Source organism: Streptomyces sp. NBC_01268, from assembly GCF_036240795.1.
In the GTDB taxonomy this organism is placed as follows: Bacteria; Actinomycetota; Actinomycetes; order Streptomycetales; family Streptomycetaceae; genus Streptomyces.
Window position 1 is genome coordinate 2,336,876 of record NZ_CP108454.1, and the last position, 17,672, is coordinate 2,354,547.

Genomic DNA, 17,672 nt, shown 5'->3' on the forward strand with positions numbered 1-17,672 from the left:
TCACCACTCCAGCGTCCACGGCCGGCCGGTCGCCGCGAAGTGGCCGACGTTCACGCACTCGGTCGCGCCGATCCGCATCCGGCGGGCCAGCGGCTGGTGGACGTGGCCGAAGAGGGCGTAGCGGGGGCGGACCCGGTGGATGGCGTCGAGCAGGGCGCGGCTGCCGCGTTCGAAGCGGCGGGCGACGGTGTCGTAGGTGAGCTCGGCGACGTCCGGCGGGATGTGGGAGCAGAGCACGTCGACCTCGCCGAGGGCCTCGACCTTGGCCGCGTACTCCTCTTCGGAGATCTCGTACGGGGTGCGCATGGGGCTGTGCAGGCCGCCGCCGACGAAGCCGAAGACGAGGCCGCCCAGCTCGATCCGGTCGCCGTCGAGGACGGTGGTGCCGGGGCGGGCGTACTCGGGCCAGAGGCCGGGGACGTCGACGTTGCCGTAGGTCGCGTACGTGGGGGTGGGGAAGGCGGCGAACATCTCGGCGTACTGGCGGCGGACGGCGGACTCGATGGCGGTGGCGCGGTCGATGCCGAGCTCGGCCCAGAGACGGCGGCCCAGGTCGCGGGCCTCGTCGAAGCGGCGGGCGGTGCGCAGTTCGACGATGAGGTCGGCGTTCTCCACGCCGAAGAGGTCGGGGAAGATTCCGCGCGCGTGATCGGCGTAGTCGAGGAAGAGCACCAGGTCCCCGAGGCATATGAGGGCGTCGGCGCCCTCCCCCGCCGTGGCGAGGGCCCCGGTGTTGCCGTGTACGTCGCTCACCACGTTGATCCTCATGGCGTCAGCGTAGGGGGCGGGGCCTCCCGTGTGGTGCCGCACGGTCGGACCTGCGGTTACTTCCGAGTCGGGAAAGCGGTGGATTACTGTGCGCGAAGCAACGCCATACACGTGTGACGCATGGAACATCTGGCCAGGACCCCCTATCCGGAACCGCGTACTGATGGGTAACGTCCGGGCAGTCCGGTCGTGCTCACCCCCACTGAGCACCTGCCCGATCTTGGACCGCACCGACGCATCACACAGAGCCGTGGCGCCGGCGCCCGATGAGGAGCAGCAGTCTTGCGCGAGTTCAGCCTTCCGGCCCTGTACGAGGTCCCCACGGACGGCAACCTGACGGATCTCATCCGCCGCAACGCCGCACAGCACCCAGATGTCGCCGTGATGGGACGCAAGGTGGCCGGCGGCTGGGAGGACGTCACCGCCAAGCAGTTCCTCGCCGAGGTCCGCGGGGCCGCCAAGGGCCTGATCGCCGCCGGCGTCGAGCCCGGCGACCGGGTCGCGCTGCTCTCCCGCACCCGCTACGAGTGGGTGCTCCTCGACTTCGCGATCTGGAGCGCGGGCGCCGTGACGGTGCCGGTGTACGAGACCAGCTCGCCGGAGCAGATCCAGTGGATCCTCGGCGACTCGGGCGCCTCGCTCGCCCTCGTCGAGTCCGCCGCGCACGAGGCCTCGGTGGCGTCGGTCCGGGCCGGTCTGCCCGACCTCAAGGGTGTCTGGCAGATCGACGCGGACGCCGTCGCGCGGCTGACGGAGAGCGGTGCGGAGGTCTCCGACGAGGCGCTGGACCGCCGGATGTCCTCCGCGCACGCGGACGACCCGGCCACGATCGTCTACACCTCGGGCACCACGGGCCGCCCCAAGGGCTGCGTGCTGACGCACCGCGCCTTCTTCGCCGAGTGCGGCAACGTCGTCGAGCGGCTGAAGCCGCTGTTCCGTACGGGCGAGTGCTCGGTCCTGCTCTTCCTGCCGGCCGCGCACGTCTTCGGCCGGCTGGTCGAGGTCGCCTCCGTGATGGCGCCGATCAAGCTGGGCTGCCTGCCCGACATCAAGAACCTCACCGACGAGCTGGCCTCCTTCCGGCCGACGCTGATCCTCGGTGTGCCGCGGGTCTTCGAGAAGGTCTACAACTCGGCGCGGGCCAAGGCGCAGGCGGACGGCAAGGGCAAGATCTTCGACAGGGCCGCGCACACGGCCATCGCGTACAGCCGGGCGCTGAGCACCCCGCAGGGCCCGTCCTTCGGTCTGAAGCTGAAGCACAAGGTCTTCGACAAGCTGGTCTTCTCGAAGCTGCGCGCGGTCCTCGGCGGCCGGGGCGAGTACGCGATCTCGGGCGGCGCGCCGCTGGGCGAGCGGCTCGGGCACTTCTTCCGCGGCATCGGCTTCACGGTCCTGGAGGGCTACGGCCTGACGGAGTCCTGCGCGGCGACCGCGTTCAACCCGTGGGACCGGCAGAAGATCGGCACGGTCGGGCAGCCGCTGCCGGGTTCGGTGGTGCGGATCGCCGACGACGGCGAGGTCCTGCTGCACGGCGAGCACATCTTCTCCGGCTACTGGAACAACGAGGCCGCGACGGCCGAGGCGCTGGCGGACGGCTGGTTCCACACCGGTGACATCGGCACCCTCGACGAGGACGGCTACCTCGCGATCACCGGCCGCAAGAAGGAGATCCTGGTGACGGCGGGCGGCAAGAACGTCGCCCCGGCGGTCATCGAGGACCGGATCCGTGCGCACGCGCTGGTCGCCGAGTGCATGGTGGTCGGCGACGGACGCCCGTTCGTGGGCGCGCTCGTCACCGTCGACGAGGAGTTCCTGGGCCGCTGGGCGGCCGAGCACGGCAAGCCGGCCGGCGCGACGGCGGCGACGCTGCGCGACGACCCGGAGCTGATCGCCGAGGTGCAGCGCGCGATCGACGACGGCAACGCGGCGGTCTCGAAGGCGGAGTCGGTGCGGAAGTTCCGTATCCTGTCCGCGCAGTTCACCGAGGAGGCGGGGCACATCACCCCGTCGCTGAAGCTGAAGCGGAACGTGGTGGCGAAGGACTTCGCCGACGAGATCGAGGCGATCTACCAGGGCTGACAAGCCCTCGGAGCGCCCCTGGCGGGCCCGCATCGCGGGCCGGCCGGGGGCGCTCGCGCGCGTCGGGATCGGAACGGACGATTCCACCACACCGATACGAAACGGAAGCAGGAAGTCATGCGGCTCAAGCGCACCGCCGCCGTCCTGGGCACGGCTCTCACCGCCCTCGTCACGCTCACCGGGTGCAGCAGCGCCTGGGGCGAGGACGCCGGTCTGCCCGCGGCCGACGACATGGCGGCGATGGAGAAACTGGTCGGCGCCCACACCATGTGCAGCGACCTGCGCACCAACGGCGGCGGCGCCATGCGCGAGCAGTCCGCGGACCCGGCCTGGGCGATATCCGAGCGCGGGGTGTGCGGCGACGACGACAGGGACACCGTCACGCTGCTGTCCGTCTCCGACATGGAGAAGTTCCAGCAGGCGAACAAGGCCGCCGCCGCCCACGGCAAGGGCGTGCGGGTGCTGGTCGGCCAGAACTTCGCGCTGTTCCCCGGCGACGAGAAGACCGCGAAGGCCCTGCTCGACTCCGACGTCCTCCTCTTCACCTGCGAGAAGGGCTTCAAGGTCCCCGACGGCTACCGCAACGAGAAGCTGCTCGTCGACGGCTGCGCCCTGACCGACTACCTGCCCGGCTAGCCGCGAGCGGGGGGGCGGCCGGTCCGGTCGCCCCCGCCCGGGACGCCCGCTAGAGCAGTTCCCTCAGCCGTTCGGCCAGCAGGTCCCAGCGCCAGCGCTCCTCGACCCAGCGGCGGCCGCGCTCGCCCATGCGGGCGCGCAGCTCGGGGTCGAGGAGGAGGGTCGCGATCCGGTCGGCGGACTCCTCCGGGACGCCGCCGCGGACGACCCAGCCGGTCTCGCCGTCGAGGACGGCGTCCGGGGCGCCGCCCGAGTCGCCCGCGACGACCGGCAGGCCGGTGGCCGAGGCCTCCAGGTAGACGATGCCGAGGCCCTCGACGTCGAGGCCGCCGCGGCGGGTGCGGCAGGGCATCGCGAAGACGTCGCCCGCCCCGTAGTGCGCGGGCAGCTCCGCCCACGGCACGGCGCCGGTGAACCGCACGGACGCGGCCACGCCGGTGCGGGCCGCCAGCTTGCGCAGCTCCTGCTCGTACGGACCGCCGCCGACGATCAGCAGCACCGCGTCCGGCACCCGGCGCAGGATCTCGGGCAGGGCGAGGATCAGGGTGTCCTGGCCCTTGCGCGGGACGAGCCGGGAGACGCACACCACCACCGGGCGGTCGCTGAGCCCGAGCCGCTCGCGCACCTCGGCGCCGCCCGAGTCGGGGTGGAAGGTCTTCTCGTCGACGCCCGGCGGCAGCTGCGCCATGCGCCCGGCTGCGGCCGGGGTGAGCGCGGCGGCGATCCGGGAGCGGGTGTACTCGCCGAGGTAGGTGATCGTGTCGGTGCCCTCGCCGATCCGCCGCAGCAGCTGCCGGGAGGCCGGCAGCTGGGCCCAGCCCGCCTCGTGGCCGTGGGTGGTGGCGACCAGGCGCCGGGCGCCCGCGCGGCGCAGGGCCGGGGCCATCAGGCCGAGCGGGGCCGCCGCGCCGAACCAGACGGACTCGCAGCCGTGCTCGCGCAGCAGCGCGGTGGCCCGGGCGGTGACCCGCGGCGTCGGCAACAGCATGGTGGTGCGGTCGCGGACGACCGTGAAAGGCTGTTCCGCGTCGAACGCGGCGGTCGCCTCGATGCCCTCACGGCTGCGCTTCCACGTGGAGGCGTAGACGACGATCCGCTCGGGATCCAGGCGCAGCGCCATGTTGTGCAGGAAGGCCTGGATTCCACCGGGTCGCGGCGGGAAGTCGTTCGTTACGATCAGGGTCTTGTGCATCGTGGCCGACAGTACCGCGACCGCGCCCCCGGCCCGGCACCACCACCCTCCGCCCCGGCGGACCGAAGGACAGGAACAGGACAGGTATGACGGGCGCAGTGGGCACGACGGCACCGGACCGCCCGGCACGCGATCGGCTGCGGCTGCCCGTCGGCATCTGGGCCGTCACCCGGGTCCTGCTGCTGCTCTGCGTCTTCAAGGTCGTGGTGATCCCGGGCCCGGACGTGACGAGCGACGTCGAGCAGATCTACCAGGGCTGGTACGAGGTCCTGCGGACCGGCACGTTCCCGCTGGACGACGTCACCTGGCAGTACCCGCCGGCCGCCGCGCTGGCGATCCTCTCCCCCGCGCTGCTGCCCTTCCTCGGCTACTCGGCCGCCTTCTTCGTGCTCAGCCTGGTGTGCGACGCCGTCGTCTTCGGGCTGCTCGTGTACGCGGGGCGGCGGCCGGGCCGCTCGATGCGCGGGGCGTGGCTGTGGATCGCCGGCGTCGCGCTGCTCGGGCCGACCGCGTACGCGCGCTACGACCTGATGGTGACGGCGGTGGCGGTGGCGGGCCTGCTGGCGGCGGTGCGCAGGCCGGCGGTGCTCGGTGCGCTGGCCGGGTTCGGGGCGATGCTGAAGGTCTGGCCGGTGCTGCTGCTCGCGGGCACCGCGCGCGGCCGGGCCACCCTGCGCTCCTGGCCCGCGGCGGCCAGCACGGCGGCCGGGGTGCTGCTGCTGTGCGTGCTCGCGGCACCCGGGGCGCTCGCCTTCCTCGGCTTCCAGCGGGACCGGGGCACCGAGGTCGAGTCACTGGGCGCGCTCGTGTTCCACGTGGCCAGGAACTTCGGCTGGGAGGGCGAGGCGCGGATGAACTACGGCTCGATCGAGTTCCTGGGCCCGGGGGTCTCCGCGGTGTCCACGGCGGCGATGGTGCTGACGTTCGCCGCCTTCGGCTGGCTCCTGGTGTGGCGGCTGCGGACCCGACGTTCCACCACGTCCACGACGGCGGACGCGGCCTTCGTGGCGGTGCTGCTGTTCGTGACGACGAGCCGGGTGATCAGCCCCCAGTACATGATCTGGCTGGTGGGCCTGGCGGCGGTGTGCCTGGTGTACCGGGCGAGCCGGATGCGGCGGCCCGCGCATCTGGTGCTGTGGGCGACGGCGGTGACGCAGTTCGAGTTCCCGGTGTGGTTCTCGCACGTCTCGCACAGCGACCCGCTGGGCATCGCGCTGCTCCTGGTCCGCAACGGCCTGCTCGTCGCGGCCTGCCTGTCGGCCTGCCGGATCCTGTGGCGCCAGACGGTGACGGAGCCGCGCCTGGCGCCGGTACCGGTCCCGGTTCAGGCGGACCGCGAGAAGACCCCGGTCACCACCGCCTCCTGACCGGCCGCCACCCCGTCGTCGGCTCCGTGCGTACGGCGGTGCAGCAGCCCGAGCGCGGCGCACTGGCCGGCCATCGCGAGCGCCATCGCCAGGCTGACCCCGGCGAGGCCGAGGGCCGCCGACAGCACGTACGCGAGGGGCAGCTGGACCAGGACCCCGGCGACGGTGATCCGGGCCAGCAGCGGTGAGCCGCCGCCGCCCTCGAAGACCCCGGCCAGGGCGATGAACCCGGCCATCAGCAGCAGGTAGGGGCCCAGGCAGCGCAGGAACAGCGCCCCGGCCCCGGCGACGGCGGGCTCCGCTCCGAAGCCGCGCATGACGGGTCCGGCGGCGCACAGCAGCAGCACGCCCGCGCCGGCGCCGAGCACGACGCCGAGGAGGAGGGCCTGGCGTCCGACGGCCCGGCGCTCGTCCCTGCCGGCGCCGAGCAGATGGGCGGTGTGGATCGACGCGGCCTGCCGGACCGCGTAGAAGGCCATCGTGGCGACGTACATGGCCTTGGTGGCGATGCCGTACGCGGCGATCTCGGTGACGCCGAGCCGGGCGACGACGCAGACCAGGGCGAGCGCCCCGGCCATGCGGACGACGAAGTCGACGGACATGGGCAGTCCGGTGGCGGCGGTGCGGCGCAGCGCGGCCGGGGTGGTCTCGGCGGGGCGCGCCGCGCGGGCGGCCCGCAGCGGCGCGTTGCGGCGCAGGACGAACAGGCCGACGGCGAGGGCGGCGGTGCGTCCGAGGATCGTGGAGACGGCGGCGCCCTCCACTCCGTACGCGTGCACGAGCAGCGGGTCGAGGAGCAGGATCAGCCCGTTGGAGAGGAAGGCGAGCCGCATCGGGGTGCGGGTGTCGCCGGTGCCCTTGAGGACGCCGTCGAGGACGGTGGTGGCGAAGAAGACGGCCGTGCCGGGGAGCGAGATGGCGAAGTAGGCGGCGGCGAGGGCGTGCGCCGGATGGTCCGCGCCGCCGAGCAGGAGCGCGGCGAGCGGGTCGCGCAGCAGATACCCGCAGATCGCGACGGGCGGCACGAGGAGCGCACCGAGCGCGGTGCCGCCGCGGACGGCGGAGCGCAGCGCCCCGGGGTCGTCGGCGCCCCGGGCCCGGGCGACCAGGACGGTGGTGCCGGAGGCGGCCATGAGGACGACGCCGAGAAGCAGGTTCTCGACGTTGGTGGCGACGGCGACGGCGGCGACGGCGTCCCCGCCGAGGCGGGCGACCCAGACCATGTTGATGACGCCGGCGGCGACTCCGGCGAGGAGTTCGAGATAGACGGGCCCGGCGAGCCGGACGAGTGTGCCGCGGTGTGCGCGCATGGACGGATTCCCCCTCGGTCTCCGAGATACCTCGATTAGAGGTACCTCGAAAAGAGGTACCATGGTCCACTGGTTCCCGACAAGCGCGAAGGGAGCAGACCGGTGTTGGAGCTGACGATCCTCGGGTTCCTCTACGAGCGGCCGCTGCACGGCTACGAGCTCAAGGAGCGCATCCAGTCACTGAGCGGCCACGTCCGCCCGGTGAGCGACGGCGCGCTCTATCCGGCGATCACCCGGCTGGCGAAGAACGGCCTGGTCGACAGCCGTACGGAGCCGGGCGCGGGCGCGGCGCCCCGCCGCACCCTCTCGCTCACCGCCGAGGGCCGGGCCGAGCTCCTCGCCCGGCTGCGCTCCCCCAAGGACATCGAGATCAGCGACGGCCAGCGCTTCTTCACCCTGCTCTCGTTCCTGGGCCATCTGCCCGACCCGGCCGAGCAGGCCGCGGTGCTCCGCCGTCGGCAGGACTTCCTCACCGCCCCGGCCAGCTTCTTCTACGCGGACGGCGCGCCGGTCCGCGCCGAGCAGGAGCCCGACCCGTTCCGGCGCGGGATGCTGCGGATCGCCCGGGCGACGGGCACCGAGGAGAAGGCCTGGCTGGCGGAGACCCTGGCCGAGCTCGACCTCCGGAGCCGCGCGGACTAGGGCCTGTCGTCAAACTCCCGCCTGCCCCGCGGGCGACGACGGGAGTTTGACGACAGGCCCTAGGCCAGCCGCTCCCCCACGTAGGCGCGCCACCTCGCCGTGAACTCCTCGGGCGTGGTGCCGAGGACGTCCTTCAGCGCCTTCTCCAGCGCGCCCTCGCGCTGCGGGTGGGCGCCGACCGCCCGGTAGAACGCGGCCAGCTTCTCCTCGCCCCAGCGCTCGGCGATCAGCTCGCAGGCCAGCCAGCCGCCCTCGTAGGCGCGGGCCATCGCGTCCTGGTCGCCGCCGAAGGCGAAGTCCTCGTCGTCGGGCAGGGCGGCCGGCGCCCGGCCCTCCTGGACCGCGCGGCGCAGTTCGGGGGCGGCCTGGGCGGCGGTGCGGCCCGTGCCGAGGTAGGCGATCCAGTCGGCGAATCCCTCGGAGAGCCAGACCGGGGTGGCCTTCGTGGTCTGGACGCGGGTCGCGACATGGGTCGTCTCGTGGGTGAGGACCAGCTGCCGGCCGAACGCGCCGAGCGTCGCGTAGGCGTCGGGGTTGACGATGACCCGGTCGGCGGGGGCCTGCGGGCCGCCGCCGGTCTCGCCGGTCGTGACGGCCGCGATGCCCCGGTAGGAGGCGGCCGGCGCGCCGAGCAGCCCGCCCATCGCCTCGACCGAGGCGGGCACCAGGACCACGATCCGGCCCGCCCAGTTCCCGCGCCAGGCGTCCCCGACGGCGGGCACCGCCCGGTCCGCCGCGGCCGCGATCTCGCGCAGCCGCTCGGGGCTCTGGCCCACGCCGAGGACGAGGCTGCGCCGTCCGGTCACGGTGCGCACCTCGCCCTGCTGCCACAGCTGCTGCGGGGCGCCCTCGGCGGGGCGGTCGCCGGTGACGTACCAGCGCCCGTCGCGTTCGGCGAGCTCCAGGACCCGCTCGGTGGTGGCGGGCCCGGAGTCGTAGCCCTTGATCCGGTAGCCGAGCTCGGCCCTGGCGGTGGCGCGGCCCCCGCCGGTCCGGTCGACGTCGGTGACCCGGTACTTCCAGCCGCCCAGCGGGATCGTCGCGAGCCGGTCGAACTCGGTGCGGGCGGCGGGTGCGAGGGCGGGGTCGAGGGCCGCGAGATAGGCGGCCTCGTCGCGGTCGAGCAGCGCCCGCGCGTGCCGGTCGAGCAGGCGCTGGACCTGCCCGGGCGCGGGGTCGGCGGGGCCGGGGGCCGTACAGCCGGTCAGCACCAGCAGGGCCGCCGCCAGGCACACGGCCGCGCCGCGCGCCCTTCCGCTCCCCTGACCTGCCACGCCCCCGATCGTACGGGGCGGTGGCGGTGGCGGACCCCGGCCGTCCGCTCAGACCCGTGTGACGGTGACGTGGGACATCATGTTCACCGGGTCGTAGCGGACCCGGGCGCCGGGGTAGGGCGCGTGGATGACCTGCCCGTTGCCGGCGTAGATCGCCACGTGGCTGGCGTCGCTGCGGTACGTGACGAGGTCGCCGGGCTGGGCCTGCGAGAGCGGCACCCGGCGGCCCGCGTACCGCTGCGCGGAGGAGGTGCGGGGCAGGGCGATCCCGGCCTGCCGGTACGACCAGACCATCAGGCCCGAGCAGTCGAAGGCGGAGGGGCCGGTGGCGCCCCACACGTACGGTCTGCCGATGGCGCCGCGGGCGGCGATCACCGCGGCGGCGGCCCGGGAGGGGCCGAGGTCGGCGAGCGGCGGGAGTTCGGCGTCGAGGGAGTCGCGGCCCGAGCGGGAGGCCCGCTCGTAGCCGGCCCGCTCGTCGTCGGAGAGCGAGGCGAGCACCCGGCGGGCCTCGGCCAGCTTCCGCTCGACGGTGCGCTTGTGCCGGGCCACCTCGGTCCTGCTGCGCTCCAGTTCGGCGAGGGCGCGGCCCGCCTCCGTCCGCTCCTGGGCCAGCTTGCGCAGCTCGCGGCGGAGTTCGGCGAGGACGGCGCCCTGACGGGCGGTGGCCCGGTCGAGCACGGAGGCCCGGTCGAGGTAGGTCTCCGGGTCGGAGGAGAGCAGCAGGGCGAGGGCCGGGTCGACGCCGCCGGAGCGGTACTGGGCGCCGGCCACCGAACCGAGCGCGCCGCGCATGCGGTTGACGCGCTCCTGGCCGCGGGCCAGGCGGTCCTGGGCGAGCGAGACGGTGCGGCGCAGCCGGTCGGCCTTCTCGTCGGCCTGGTTGTAGCCCTCGGTGGCCTTCTCGGCCTCCTCGAAGAGGCGGTCGACGGTGACACGGGTGGCTTCGGGGCCCGCGGCGCCCGGGTCGGCGTGCGCGGGGACGGCACCGAGGGCCGTGGCCGCGGTGGCCGCGGCTGCGGTGAGGACGGTGACCCTGGCGGGTCGTCGGTGGGACGCCACGGAACGCGCTCCGTTCGGCTGGACGGTCTGGCGCGGCAGACAGTAGCCGGTGATCACCCCGGGTCCAACGAAGGCGGCGGGCACACAAAGTGACGCCCCGCCCGTGACCACAGGTCACCGGCGGGGCGTCACGTCAGTTCGGGATCCGGCGAACCACCCGTTCGGAGGGCAGCTGCCGTCGCGTCAGATGCGGACGCCGAACTGGAAGGTGCCCATGTAGTCCATCGACTCGTAGCGGACGTAGGCGCCCGGCTTCGGAGCGTGCAGGATGGTGTTGTTGCCCGCGTACAGGCCCACGTGCGACAGGTTGTTGAAGAAGACCAGGTCGCCCGGCTTGAGCTGGCTGCGGCCGATCTTCACGCCGTCGTTCTGCTGCGTGTAGGTGGTGCGGGTGATCGACACGTTGGCCTGGCGGTAGGCCCACTGCGTCAGACCCGAGCAGTCGTAGGAGCCGGGGCCCGTGCCGCCGCGGAAGTACGGCTTGCCGATCTGGGTGGCGGCGGCGTTGAGGGCGGCGGCGCCGCGCTGCGAGGCGGGCACCTCGTTGCCGAGCTCGACGCGGTCGCCGGCGGCGCGGCTGGCGCGCTGCTCGTCCTGCTCCATCTTGGAGCGCTCGGCGGCCGTCAGCGTGTTGAGCAGCTTGCGGGCCTCGGCCAGCTTGGCGGTGGCCTTGCTCTTCTTCTCGTTGAGCGTCTTGCGGACGTCCTCGAGGTCGGCCAGCTTGGTCGCGGCCTCGGTGCGCTCCTGGGCGAGGGTGCGCTGCTTGGCCTGGATCGACTGGAGCACGTCGGCCTGCTTGGCGCCGATCTGGTCGATCGCGGACGCCTTGTCGAGGTAGGTGTCCGGGTCGGCGGAGAGGAAGAGCTGGAGCGCCGGGTCGATGCCGCCGGAGCGGTACTGGGCGCTGGCGACCGAACCGATCTGGCCGCGCAGGGTGTTGAGGTCCTGCTGGCCGCGGGCGACCTTGTCCTGGAGGGCGTCGATCTCCTTGTGGAGCTTGCCGCGGCGCTCCTCGGCGAGGTTGGCCTGCTCCGTGGCCTCTTCGGCCTCGTGGTAGAGCTTGTCGACCTTGGACTTGACCTCGTCGATCTTCGGCTTGGCGGGGGCCGCGGAGGCGCCGCTCTGGGCGGAGATCGCGACGGCGAGGCCGGCGGTCGCGGTGAGCACGGTCACACGGGTGCGGCTCGGCTGCTTGGGACGACGGTGGGACGCCACGAAGGCGAGCTCCTTCTTCCTTCAGCCGCCGACCGGGTGAGCGGCAGGCGGGACCCCCGCCGACATCCCGGATGGATGATCAACCGCGCGAAGGTTCGAGCCCCGACCCTAGTGACCATCTTGTGATCAGTTCAAATCCCGATAGGCAAAATCTCGCTCGGGCGACAAAGTATTCACACACACCACACGGGCAGTAATGGTCACTTGACCCTGCGCGGACCATAAAAGGGACATCAGGCGCAGAAGTTACGAGCCGTCACGAGAGACGCGAAAGCCGCTTCAGCAGCAAGGCGGAAGCAACCGGGCGCGCACCGGACTTGGCCACCCCGTCGGCCACCTCGCGGTCGGTGGAGGCCACCACCACCGGGCGGCCCGGCGGCTCGGCCCGCACCAGCTGGCGGATCAACTCGTCCGCCGTGACACCGGGCTTGGAGAACAGCACCCGCACCCCGCGGGGCGGCGCGAGCAGCACCGGGGCGGCGAGCTCGGCCCCGTCGAAGACACAGGTGATCTCGGCGCCCGAGCGGGCCGCGAGGGCGGACAGACCGCCGAGCAGCCGCAGCCGCTGCTTCTCCAGCGGCATCGTCGGGTAGCCGGTCTTGGTGACGTTGTAGCCGTCCACCACCAGGTGCGCCTGCGGCAGTTCGAGCAGCTGGTCCAGGAGGGCCGGATCGGTCTCGGACAGGGCGCGGGCCGCGATGTCCTTCGGCGACATCCGGCCCGGCTCCACCGCGTCCACGGTGTCCGCGGGGTGCATCGAGACCGGCGGCAGGGCCAGTTCGCGGCGCAGCCCCTGGGCGGCGTCGAGCACGGTGTCCAGGAGCAGCCGCAGCCGCATGTCCTCCACCGAGCGGCCCTCGCGGACGGCGCGACGGCTGGCCTCCAGGGCCGCCTCCACCTCGCCGAGCCGGGCCTTGAGCCGCCGGCTCTCGCTCTCGGCGGCGGAGACCTGGGCGGCGGACTCGGTCCTGGCGGCGTCGATCTCCGCCTGGACGCGCCGCAGCGCCGCCTCGCCGCGCTTCACGTCGCTCTGGGCGCTGCGCAGCTTGCGGTGAAGCGATTCGGCTTCCTTGCGGGCCGCCTCCAGGTCGTGGCGCAGCTGTTCGGTCTCGGACCTGGTGCGCTCCCGGGCGTGCGCGACCTCCTCGCGCAGCCGCTCCAGTTCGCGCCGGCCGGCCTCGTCGGCGCGCTCGGCGTCGGCGCGCTCGGCCTCCTCGCCGGCGGCGGCGACCAGCTTGCCCCAGCCGGCCGGGCGCAGCACGTAGGCCGCCGCGGCCACGTCGACGGGGTCGGCGGCGGCGGGCGGGGAACCGGACTCGACGGCGCCGGCCAGTTCGGGCTCGGCCTCCTTGAACCGCTCGCCGATCCGCTGCCGGAACAGCGGGTCGCTCTCCAGGGCGGCCGCCATCGCGTTCCCGGCGAACTTGGCCCGCCGGGAGGCGGTGAAGCGGGCGTACTGGCGCAGCGGTCCGGGCAGCTCGGCGACGGTCAGCCCACCGAAGGCGTCCGCGACCAGCGCGACCACCTTCCGCCGTACGGGCTCGGGCAGCGGCCGGTCGAGCGCCTCGGCGGCGTCGCCCGCCGAGCCCGTCGGTTCTTCACCGTGCGCGGGCTGCGCCACGATCCGTCACCCCACTTCCCTGTCGTCGTCGCCCCCACGGGCCGCTTCTCAGGAAGCGGAACCCGGCCTGTCCACCAGTTCGATCTGGTCCACCGCGTTGCACCAGCGACAGCGGACCGACTCGATGGTCTCACTGACCACCTCACGTTCCTCGACCTTCGGCTCTCCGGCGAGGTCCAGATGGACGTACTCGACGACCTTGGAGGACCGCGTGACGTCGAAGCGGGTCAGGTTGCCGCAGAGCGTGCAACGCCAGCGGGTCTCCGGGGTCGGCAGGGGAACCGTCGTCATCGTGCCGCCTCTTTCTGGGCTTTCCCTGGAATTCCGGGGTTGTACGGGACCGCGGTGCGCCGTCGGACTGCGGAAGTCTGCCCGTAACCCTACGGCCTCGCGGGTACCCCGTGTCACGGCGAGGCACTCTGTCCAGGTGGACCCCGGTACGCCATGATCTGTCCATGATCGAATGGCGGCGCACGGCCCTCGGCGCGTGGCACGGAACCCGGAACGGGCCCACCGTGACGTACGGCCTCATCGCGCTGTGCGTCCTGCTGTTCGCCCTGAGCCCGGTGTCCGGGCTCAACCCGGGATACGGCACCGGCGACCGGCTGCTCGCGGCGCAGGGCGCGTACTTCGAACGCTGGGGCGTGATCCCGGCCGAGCTGACGAGCGGACGTCCGCACGCCCTGCTCACCCCGCTGACCGCGCTCTTCGTGCACGGCAGCTGGCTGCACCTGCTCGGGAACATGCTGTTCCTGTACGTCTTCGGCGCGATGGCCGAGGAGCGGATGGGCCCGGCCGAGTTCGCCCTGTTCTATCTGGGCTGCGGCTGTCTGGCGCTGCTCGGCTACGCGGCCGCGCACGCGGACAGCACGCAGACCCTGGTCGGGGCGTCGGGGGCGATCTCGGGGGTGCTCGGGGCCTTCCTCTATCTCTTCCCGCGCTCCCGGGTGACCAGCCTCTTCCCCTTCCTCTTCTTCCTGCCGCTGCGCTTCCCCGCCTGGATCGTGCTGATCTTCTGGTTCGTGCTCCAGTGGCTGGCGGCCCGCTCGGCCGGGGCGGGGCCGGGGGTGGCGTATCTGGCGCACGTGGTGGGGTTCGCGATCGGCTTCGTCTACGCGTGGGGCCGGTACAGAGGTGGCGTTAAAGTGAAACCACCAGCCGCGGCCACCGAGGGAGAAAGCCAGCCGTGATCACCGCGATCGTGCTCATCAAGACCAGCGTGGACCGCATTCCCGAGATCGCGGAGTCCATCGCCGCGATCGACTGCGTCAGTGAGGTCTTCTCGGTGACCGGGACGTACGACCTGATCGCCATGGTCCGGGTGCCGCGCCACGACGACCTCGCCGACGTCATCCCCGGGAAGATCAGCAAGATCCCCGGCGTGGAGGGCACCGACACCCACGTCGCCTTCCGGGCCTACTCCCAGAACGACCTGGACGCGGCCTTCGCCATCGGTCTGGAGTCCTGAGCCCGCGGCACAGCACGCGGCACGCACGAGGAAGCCGGCCTCTCCCGCGGGAGGCCGGCTTCACTCGTACGGGGGAGGGAACTCAGCCGCGGTCGGGCACGCAGCGGCCGTCCTCGGTGCGGTACTTCCACTGGGCGCCCTCGCGCACCAGCTGCTTCACCGCGCCGACGAACCGCTCCACGTGCTCGTCGGGCGTCCCCGCGCCGAAGCTGACGCGGATGGCGTTGAGGGACCTCTCGCCGGGCGCCGCCTCCGGGGCGCCGCACTCGCCCGGGTCCTGCGGGTCGCTGCCGAGCAGGGTGCGCACCAGCGGGTGGGCGCAGAAGAGGCCGTCGCGGACGCCGATGCCGTACTCGGCGGAGAGCGCGGCGGCGAAGTGGGAGCTGTTCCAGCCGTCCACGACGAAGGAGATGACGCCGACCCGCGGGGCGTCGTCGCCGAAGAGCGAGAGCACCCGCACCTCGGGCACCTCGGCCAGGCCCTCGCGGACCTTCGCGATCAGGTGCCGCTCACGGGCGACGAGCTGGTCGAAGCCGGCCTCGGTGAGCGCCTTGCAGGCGGAGGCGATGGAGTAGACGCCGATGACGTTGGGCGAGCCGGCCTCGTGCCGGGCCGCGGTGGTGTGCCACTCCACGTCGACACCGCCGTCGGCCCGCCGGGCCACCTTGCGGGAGGCGCCGCCGCCCGCGAGGTAGGGCTCGGAGTCCTGGAGCCAGTCGGCCCGCCCGGCGAGGACGCCGGAGCCGAACGGGGCGTACAGCTTGTGGCCGGAGAAGGCGATCCAGTCGACGTCCAACTCCTGTACGGAGACGGGGTGGTGGGGCGCGAGCTGGGCGGCGTCGAGGACGATCCGCGCACCGTGGGCGTGCGCGGCGGCGGCCAGTTCCCGGACCGGCCACAGCTCGCCGGTGACGTTGGAGGCACCGGTCACGCAGACCAGGGCGGGGCCCTTGGGGCCTCCCCCGCTCGAGCGAAGCCGAGAGCTCGGGGAAGGGTCGCGGTCGGCGAGCGCCCGCTCCAGGGTCTCGACGGCCTCGCGCGGGGTGCGCGGGGCGTTGAGGTAGGTGACCCGGGCGTCGCGCCAGGGCAGCAGCGAGGCGTGGTGCTCGGTCTCGAAGACGAAGACCTGGCAGTCGGCGGGGATCACCTGGGCGAGCAGGTTGAGCGAGTCGGTGGTGGAGCGGGTGAAGACCACCTGGTCACCGGGGCGGCAGTCGAGGAACTCGGCGACGGTGGCGCGGCTGTTCTCGAACAGGTCGGTGGAGAGCTGGGAGAGGTAGCCGGCACCGCGGTGGACGCTGCCGTAGTACGGGGCGTACGCGGCGACGTCGTCCCACACGCGCTGCAGGGCCGGGGCGCTGGCGGCGTAGTCGAGCGCGGCGTAGCTGACCTCGCCGCCGGTGACGAGCGGGACGGTGACGTCGCGGCCGAGGACCGGCAGCGGGGCGGCGCAGCAGGGGTCCGCCGCGTCACCGGAGGGGACGGAAGCGGTGGCGGTGGCGGCGGCGTTCGGGCATGCGGACATGACGGTATCTCCCGGCAGAAAAGGGGCGCGAAAAGGCGTGAAAGAGCCCGCAGGGCAGCGCGAAGAAAGGGGGCGCCGCGTACGGGTGTTCGGTGAAGAAGTGGGCCGACGGCCCTAACGCATTCGCTTGCTCACGAGACACTGCTCCCTAGAGGACCAAGGACCCCAGGGTTCTGCGCAGGGGTCCGCGCTTGCCGCAGGCTGCTGCTCGTACGGCCTGGTCTTCACCCGGGGCACCCCGCCACGGACGGAGGGTTGCCGGACAGCCAGCCGGGGCTTTGTCGCTGTCACTCATGACCTGTCACAGAACCTATGCCAGTCGATCACGACGACGCAACCCCGTCCCGGCATTCGGAACGGGGTTGCGTAAGGGGCCGCGTACCGGAGGACCCGGTACCGGTGGGGGGCGGGGCTAGGCGTTGCTGGCCGCGATCCAGCGCTCCAGGGCCCGGCGGGCGGCGCCGGAGTCGATGGACTCGGCCGCCTTCGCGATGCCCACCCGCAGTTGCTCCGCCAGGGTGCCCTCGCCCGGTTCGAGCGCGGTGAGCGCCGCCGCCGAGTTGAGCAGCACCGCGTCCCGCACCGGACCGGTCTCGCCGGCCAGCAGGCGGCGCGCCACGTCGGCGTTGTACGAGGCGTCGGCACCGCGCAGGGCCTCCACCGGGACGATGTCGATGCCGACGTCGCGCGGGTCGAAGGACTCCTCGCGGACCGTGCCGTCCCGGACGATCCACACCCGGGAGGTCGCCGTCGTGGTCAGCTCGTCCAGACCGTCGTCGCCGCGGAAGACCAGCGCCGAGGAGCCGCGCTCGGCGAGCACCCCGGCGACGATCGGGGCCATCCGGGGGTCGGCCACGCCGGTGGCCTGGGCCCGCACCCGGGCCGGGTTGGTGAGCGGCCCGAGGAAGTTGAAGACCGTGCGGATGCCCAGCTCCTTGCGGGCCATCGCCACGTGGCGCAGCGCCGGGTGGAACTTCACCGCGAAGCAGAAGGTGATGCCGGCCTCGCCGGCGACCTCGGCCACCCGCGCGGGGGTCAGCTCCAGGTTGACGCCCAGCTTCTCCAGGACGTCGGAGGCACCGCTGGCGCTGGACGCGGCGCGGTTGCCGTGCTTGACGACCTTGGCGCCGGTGCCGGCCACCACGATCGCCGACATGGTGGAGATGTTGACGGTCTTGGCGCCGTCGCCACCGGTGCCGACGATGTCCACGGACGGGCCGGGCACCTCGATCGTGTTGGCGTGCTCGTACATGGTCCGGACGAGGCCGGTGATCTCCTCGACGGTCTCGCCCTTGGCGCGCAGGGCGACGACGAAGCCGGCGATCTGGGCGGCCGTGGCCTCACCGCGCAGGATGCGGTCCATCGCCCAGGCGGTGTCCTCCGCGCTCTGGTCGCGGCCGCTCAGCAGACCGTCCAGGACGGCGGGCCAGGAGCGGCCCGCCGAGTCGAGTCCTCCAGCGGGGGTCGCAGCGCTCATGGCAGCTCCTGGCGATCGGTGATCGGTGATCTTCGG

The 17,672-nt window shown here is 73.2% G+C and carries 16 protein-coding genes and 1 riboswitch; of the genes, 6 read left to right on the forward strand and 10 right to left on the reverse strand.

Features of this window, described 5'->3' with window-relative positions:
• Positions 1–756 carry a metallophosphoesterase family protein gene (locus tag OG309_RS10230; protein ID WP_329428245.1) on the reverse strand — a complete coding sequence of 252 codons (756 nt, stop codon included), beginning with the start codon at positions 754–756 and terminating at the stop codon, positions 1–3.
• 294 nt (positions 757–1,050) lie between these two features.
• Here OG309_RS10230 and OG309_RS10235 point away from each other — a divergent pair, with 294 nt between their 5' ends.
• Both OG309_RS10235 and OG309_RS10240 read left to right on the forward strand, forming a co-directional pair.
• A complete protein-coding gene (locus OG309_RS10235) occupies positions 1,051–2,847 on the forward strand; it encodes an AMP-dependent synthetase/ligase (protein WP_329419923.1) in 1,797 nt (598 codons plus the stop codon).
• Positions 2,848–2,964: 117 nt separating this feature from the next.
• Positions 2,965–3,483 (forward strand): hypothetical protein, encoded by a 519-nt coding sequence (locus OG309_RS10240; RefSeq protein WP_329419924.1) that lies wholly within the window; start codon positions 2,965–2,967, stop codon positions 3,481–3,483.
• Between the two features lie 49 nt (positions 3,484–3,532).
• Here the strand turns inward: OG309_RS10240 and OG309_RS10245 are convergent, their stop codons facing one another.
• On the reverse strand, positions 3,533–4,675 hold the full coding sequence (locus OG309_RS10245; protein WP_329419926.1) for a glycosyltransferase family 4 protein: 1,143 nt from the start codon (positions 4,673–4,675) through the stop codon (positions 3,533–3,535).
• Between the two features lie 86 nt (positions 4,676–4,761).
• Between OG309_RS10245 and OG309_RS10250 the strand changes: the two genes are divergently transcribed.
• Entirely contained in the window at positions 4,762–6,042 is a 1,281-nt protein-coding gene (locus tag OG309_RS10250) for a glycosyltransferase family 87 protein (protein WP_329419927.1), read from the forward strand.
• Here OG309_RS10250 and OG309_RS10255 read toward each other — a convergent pair.
• A complete protein-coding gene (locus OG309_RS10255) occupies positions 6,000–7,352 on the reverse strand; it encodes an MATE family efflux transporter (protein WP_329419928.1) in 1,353 nt (450 codons plus the stop codon). The two genes, OG309_RS10250 and OG309_RS10255, sit on opposite strands and share 43 nt — an antisense overlap.
• 102 nt (positions 7,353–7,454) lie before the next feature.
• On the opposite strand from OG309_RS10255, the gene OG309_RS10260 reads away from it, so the two are divergent.
• Positions 7,455–7,994 carry a PadR family transcriptional regulator gene (locus OG309_RS10260; protein ID WP_329419930.1) on the forward strand — a complete coding sequence of 180 codons (540 nt, stop codon included), beginning with the start codon at positions 7,455–7,457 and terminating at the stop codon, positions 7,992–7,994.
• 59 nt (positions 7,995–8,053) lie between these two features.
• On the opposite strand, the gene OG309_RS10265 is transcribed toward OG309_RS10260, so the two are convergent.
• From OG309_RS10265 to OG309_RS10285, 5 genes are all read right to left on the reverse strand, one after another.
• Positions 8,054–9,268 (reverse strand): hypothetical protein, encoded by a 1,215-nt coding sequence (locus OG309_RS10265; protein ID WP_329419931.1) that lies wholly within the window; start codon positions 9,266–9,268, stop codon positions 8,054–8,056.
• Positions 9,269–9,316: 48 nt separating this feature from the next.
• Positions 9,317–10,330, reverse strand: coding sequence for a C40 family peptidase (locus OG309_RS10270; RefSeq protein WP_329419932.1), 1,014 nt, complete (start codon positions 10,328–10,330; stop codon positions 9,317–9,319).
• Between the two features lie 183 nt (positions 10,331–10,513).
• On the reverse strand, positions 10,514–11,545 hold the full coding sequence (locus OG309_RS10275) for a C40 family peptidase (protein WP_329419933.1): 1,032 nt from the start codon (positions 11,543–11,545) through the stop codon (positions 10,514–10,516).
• 256 nt (positions 11,546–11,801) lie between these two features.
• Positions 11,802–13,166, reverse strand: a complete 1,365-nt coding sequence (locus tag OG309_RS10280; RefSeq protein WP_329419934.1) for an NYN domain-containing protein — start codon at positions 13,164–13,166, stop codon at positions 11,802–11,804.
• A gap of 48 nt (positions 13,167–13,214) precedes the next feature.
• Positions 13,215–13,457 carry a hypothetical protein gene (locus OG309_RS10285; protein WP_046908952.1) on the reverse strand — a complete coding sequence of 81 codons (243 nt, stop codon included), beginning with the start codon at positions 13,455–13,457 and terminating at the stop codon, positions 13,215–13,217.
• Positions 13,458–13,621: 164 nt separating this feature from the next.
• Between OG309_RS10285 and OG309_RS10290 the strand changes: the two genes are divergently transcribed.
• Together OG309_RS10290 and OG309_RS10295 are read left to right on the forward strand one after the other, a co-directional pair.
• Positions 13,622–14,356, forward strand: a complete 735-nt coding sequence (locus OG309_RS10290) for a rhomboid family intramembrane serine protease (protein WP_329419936.1) — start codon at positions 13,622–13,624, stop codon at positions 14,354–14,356.
• Positions 14,353–14,634 carry an Lrp/AsnC family transcriptional regulator gene (locus tag OG309_RS10295; RefSeq protein WP_132915645.1) on the forward strand — a complete coding sequence of 94 codons (282 nt, stop codon included), beginning with the start codon at positions 14,353–14,355 and terminating at the stop codon, positions 14,632–14,634. The genes OG309_RS10290 and OG309_RS10295 overlap by 4 nt, the downstream gene beginning before the upstream one ends.
• Before the next feature lie 82 nt (positions 14,635–14,716).
• Here the strand turns inward: OG309_RS10295 and OG309_RS10300 are convergent, their stop codons facing one another.
• Entirely contained in the window at positions 14,717–16,159 is a 1,443-nt protein-coding gene (locus tag OG309_RS10300) for an aminotransferase class V-fold PLP-dependent enzyme (RefSeq protein ID WP_329419938.1), read from the reverse strand.
• A gap of 182 nt (positions 16,160–16,341) precedes the next feature.
• Positions 16,342–16,458: riboswitch (SAM riboswitch) on the reverse strand.
• 113 nt (positions 16,459–16,571) lie between these two features.
• On the reverse strand, positions 16,572–17,636 hold the full coding sequence (gene trpD / locus OG309_RS10305) for an anthranilate phosphoribosyltransferase (RefSeq protein ID WP_329419939.1): 1,065 nt from the start codon (positions 17,634–17,636) through the stop codon (positions 16,572–16,574).
• Positions 17,637–17,672: the final 36 nt, after the last annotated feature.

What these genes read in the sequence shown, in the direction of transcription:
- OG309_RS10240 (WP_329419924.1), top strand. Translation starts at nt 2,965, where the DNA reads ATGCGGCTCAAGCGCACCGCCGCCGTCCTGGGCACGGCTCTCACCGCC.
- OG309_RS10245 (WP_329419926.1), bottom strand. Translation starts at nt 4,675, where the DNA reads ATGCACAAGACCCTGATCGTAACGAACGACTTCCCGCCGCGACCCGGT.
- OG309_RS10250 (WP_329419927.1), top strand. Translation starts at nt 4,762, where the DNA reads ATGACGGGCGCAGTGGGCACGACGGCACCGGACCGCCCGGCACGCGAT.
- OG309_RS10255 (WP_329419928.1), bottom strand. Translation starts at nt 7,352, where the DNA reads ATGCGCGCACACCGCGGCACACTCGTCCGGCTCGCCGGGCCCGTCTAT.
- OG309_RS10285 (WP_046908952.1), bottom strand. Translation starts at nt 13,457, where the DNA reads ATGACGACGGTTCCCCTGCCGACCCCGGAGACCCGCTGGCGTTGCACG.
- OG309_RS10290 (WP_329419936.1), top strand. Translation starts at nt 13,622, where the DNA reads ATGATCGAATGGCGGCGCACGGCCCTCGGCGCGTGGCACGGAACCCGG.
- OG309_RS10300 (WP_329419938.1), bottom strand. Translation starts at nt 16,159, where the DNA reads ATGTCCGCATGCCCGAACGCCGCCGCCACCGCCACCGCTTCCGTCCCC.
- trpD (WP_329419939.1), bottom strand. Translation starts at nt 17,636, where the DNA reads ATGAGCGCTGCGACCCCCGCTGGAGGACTCGACTCGGCGGGCCGCTCC.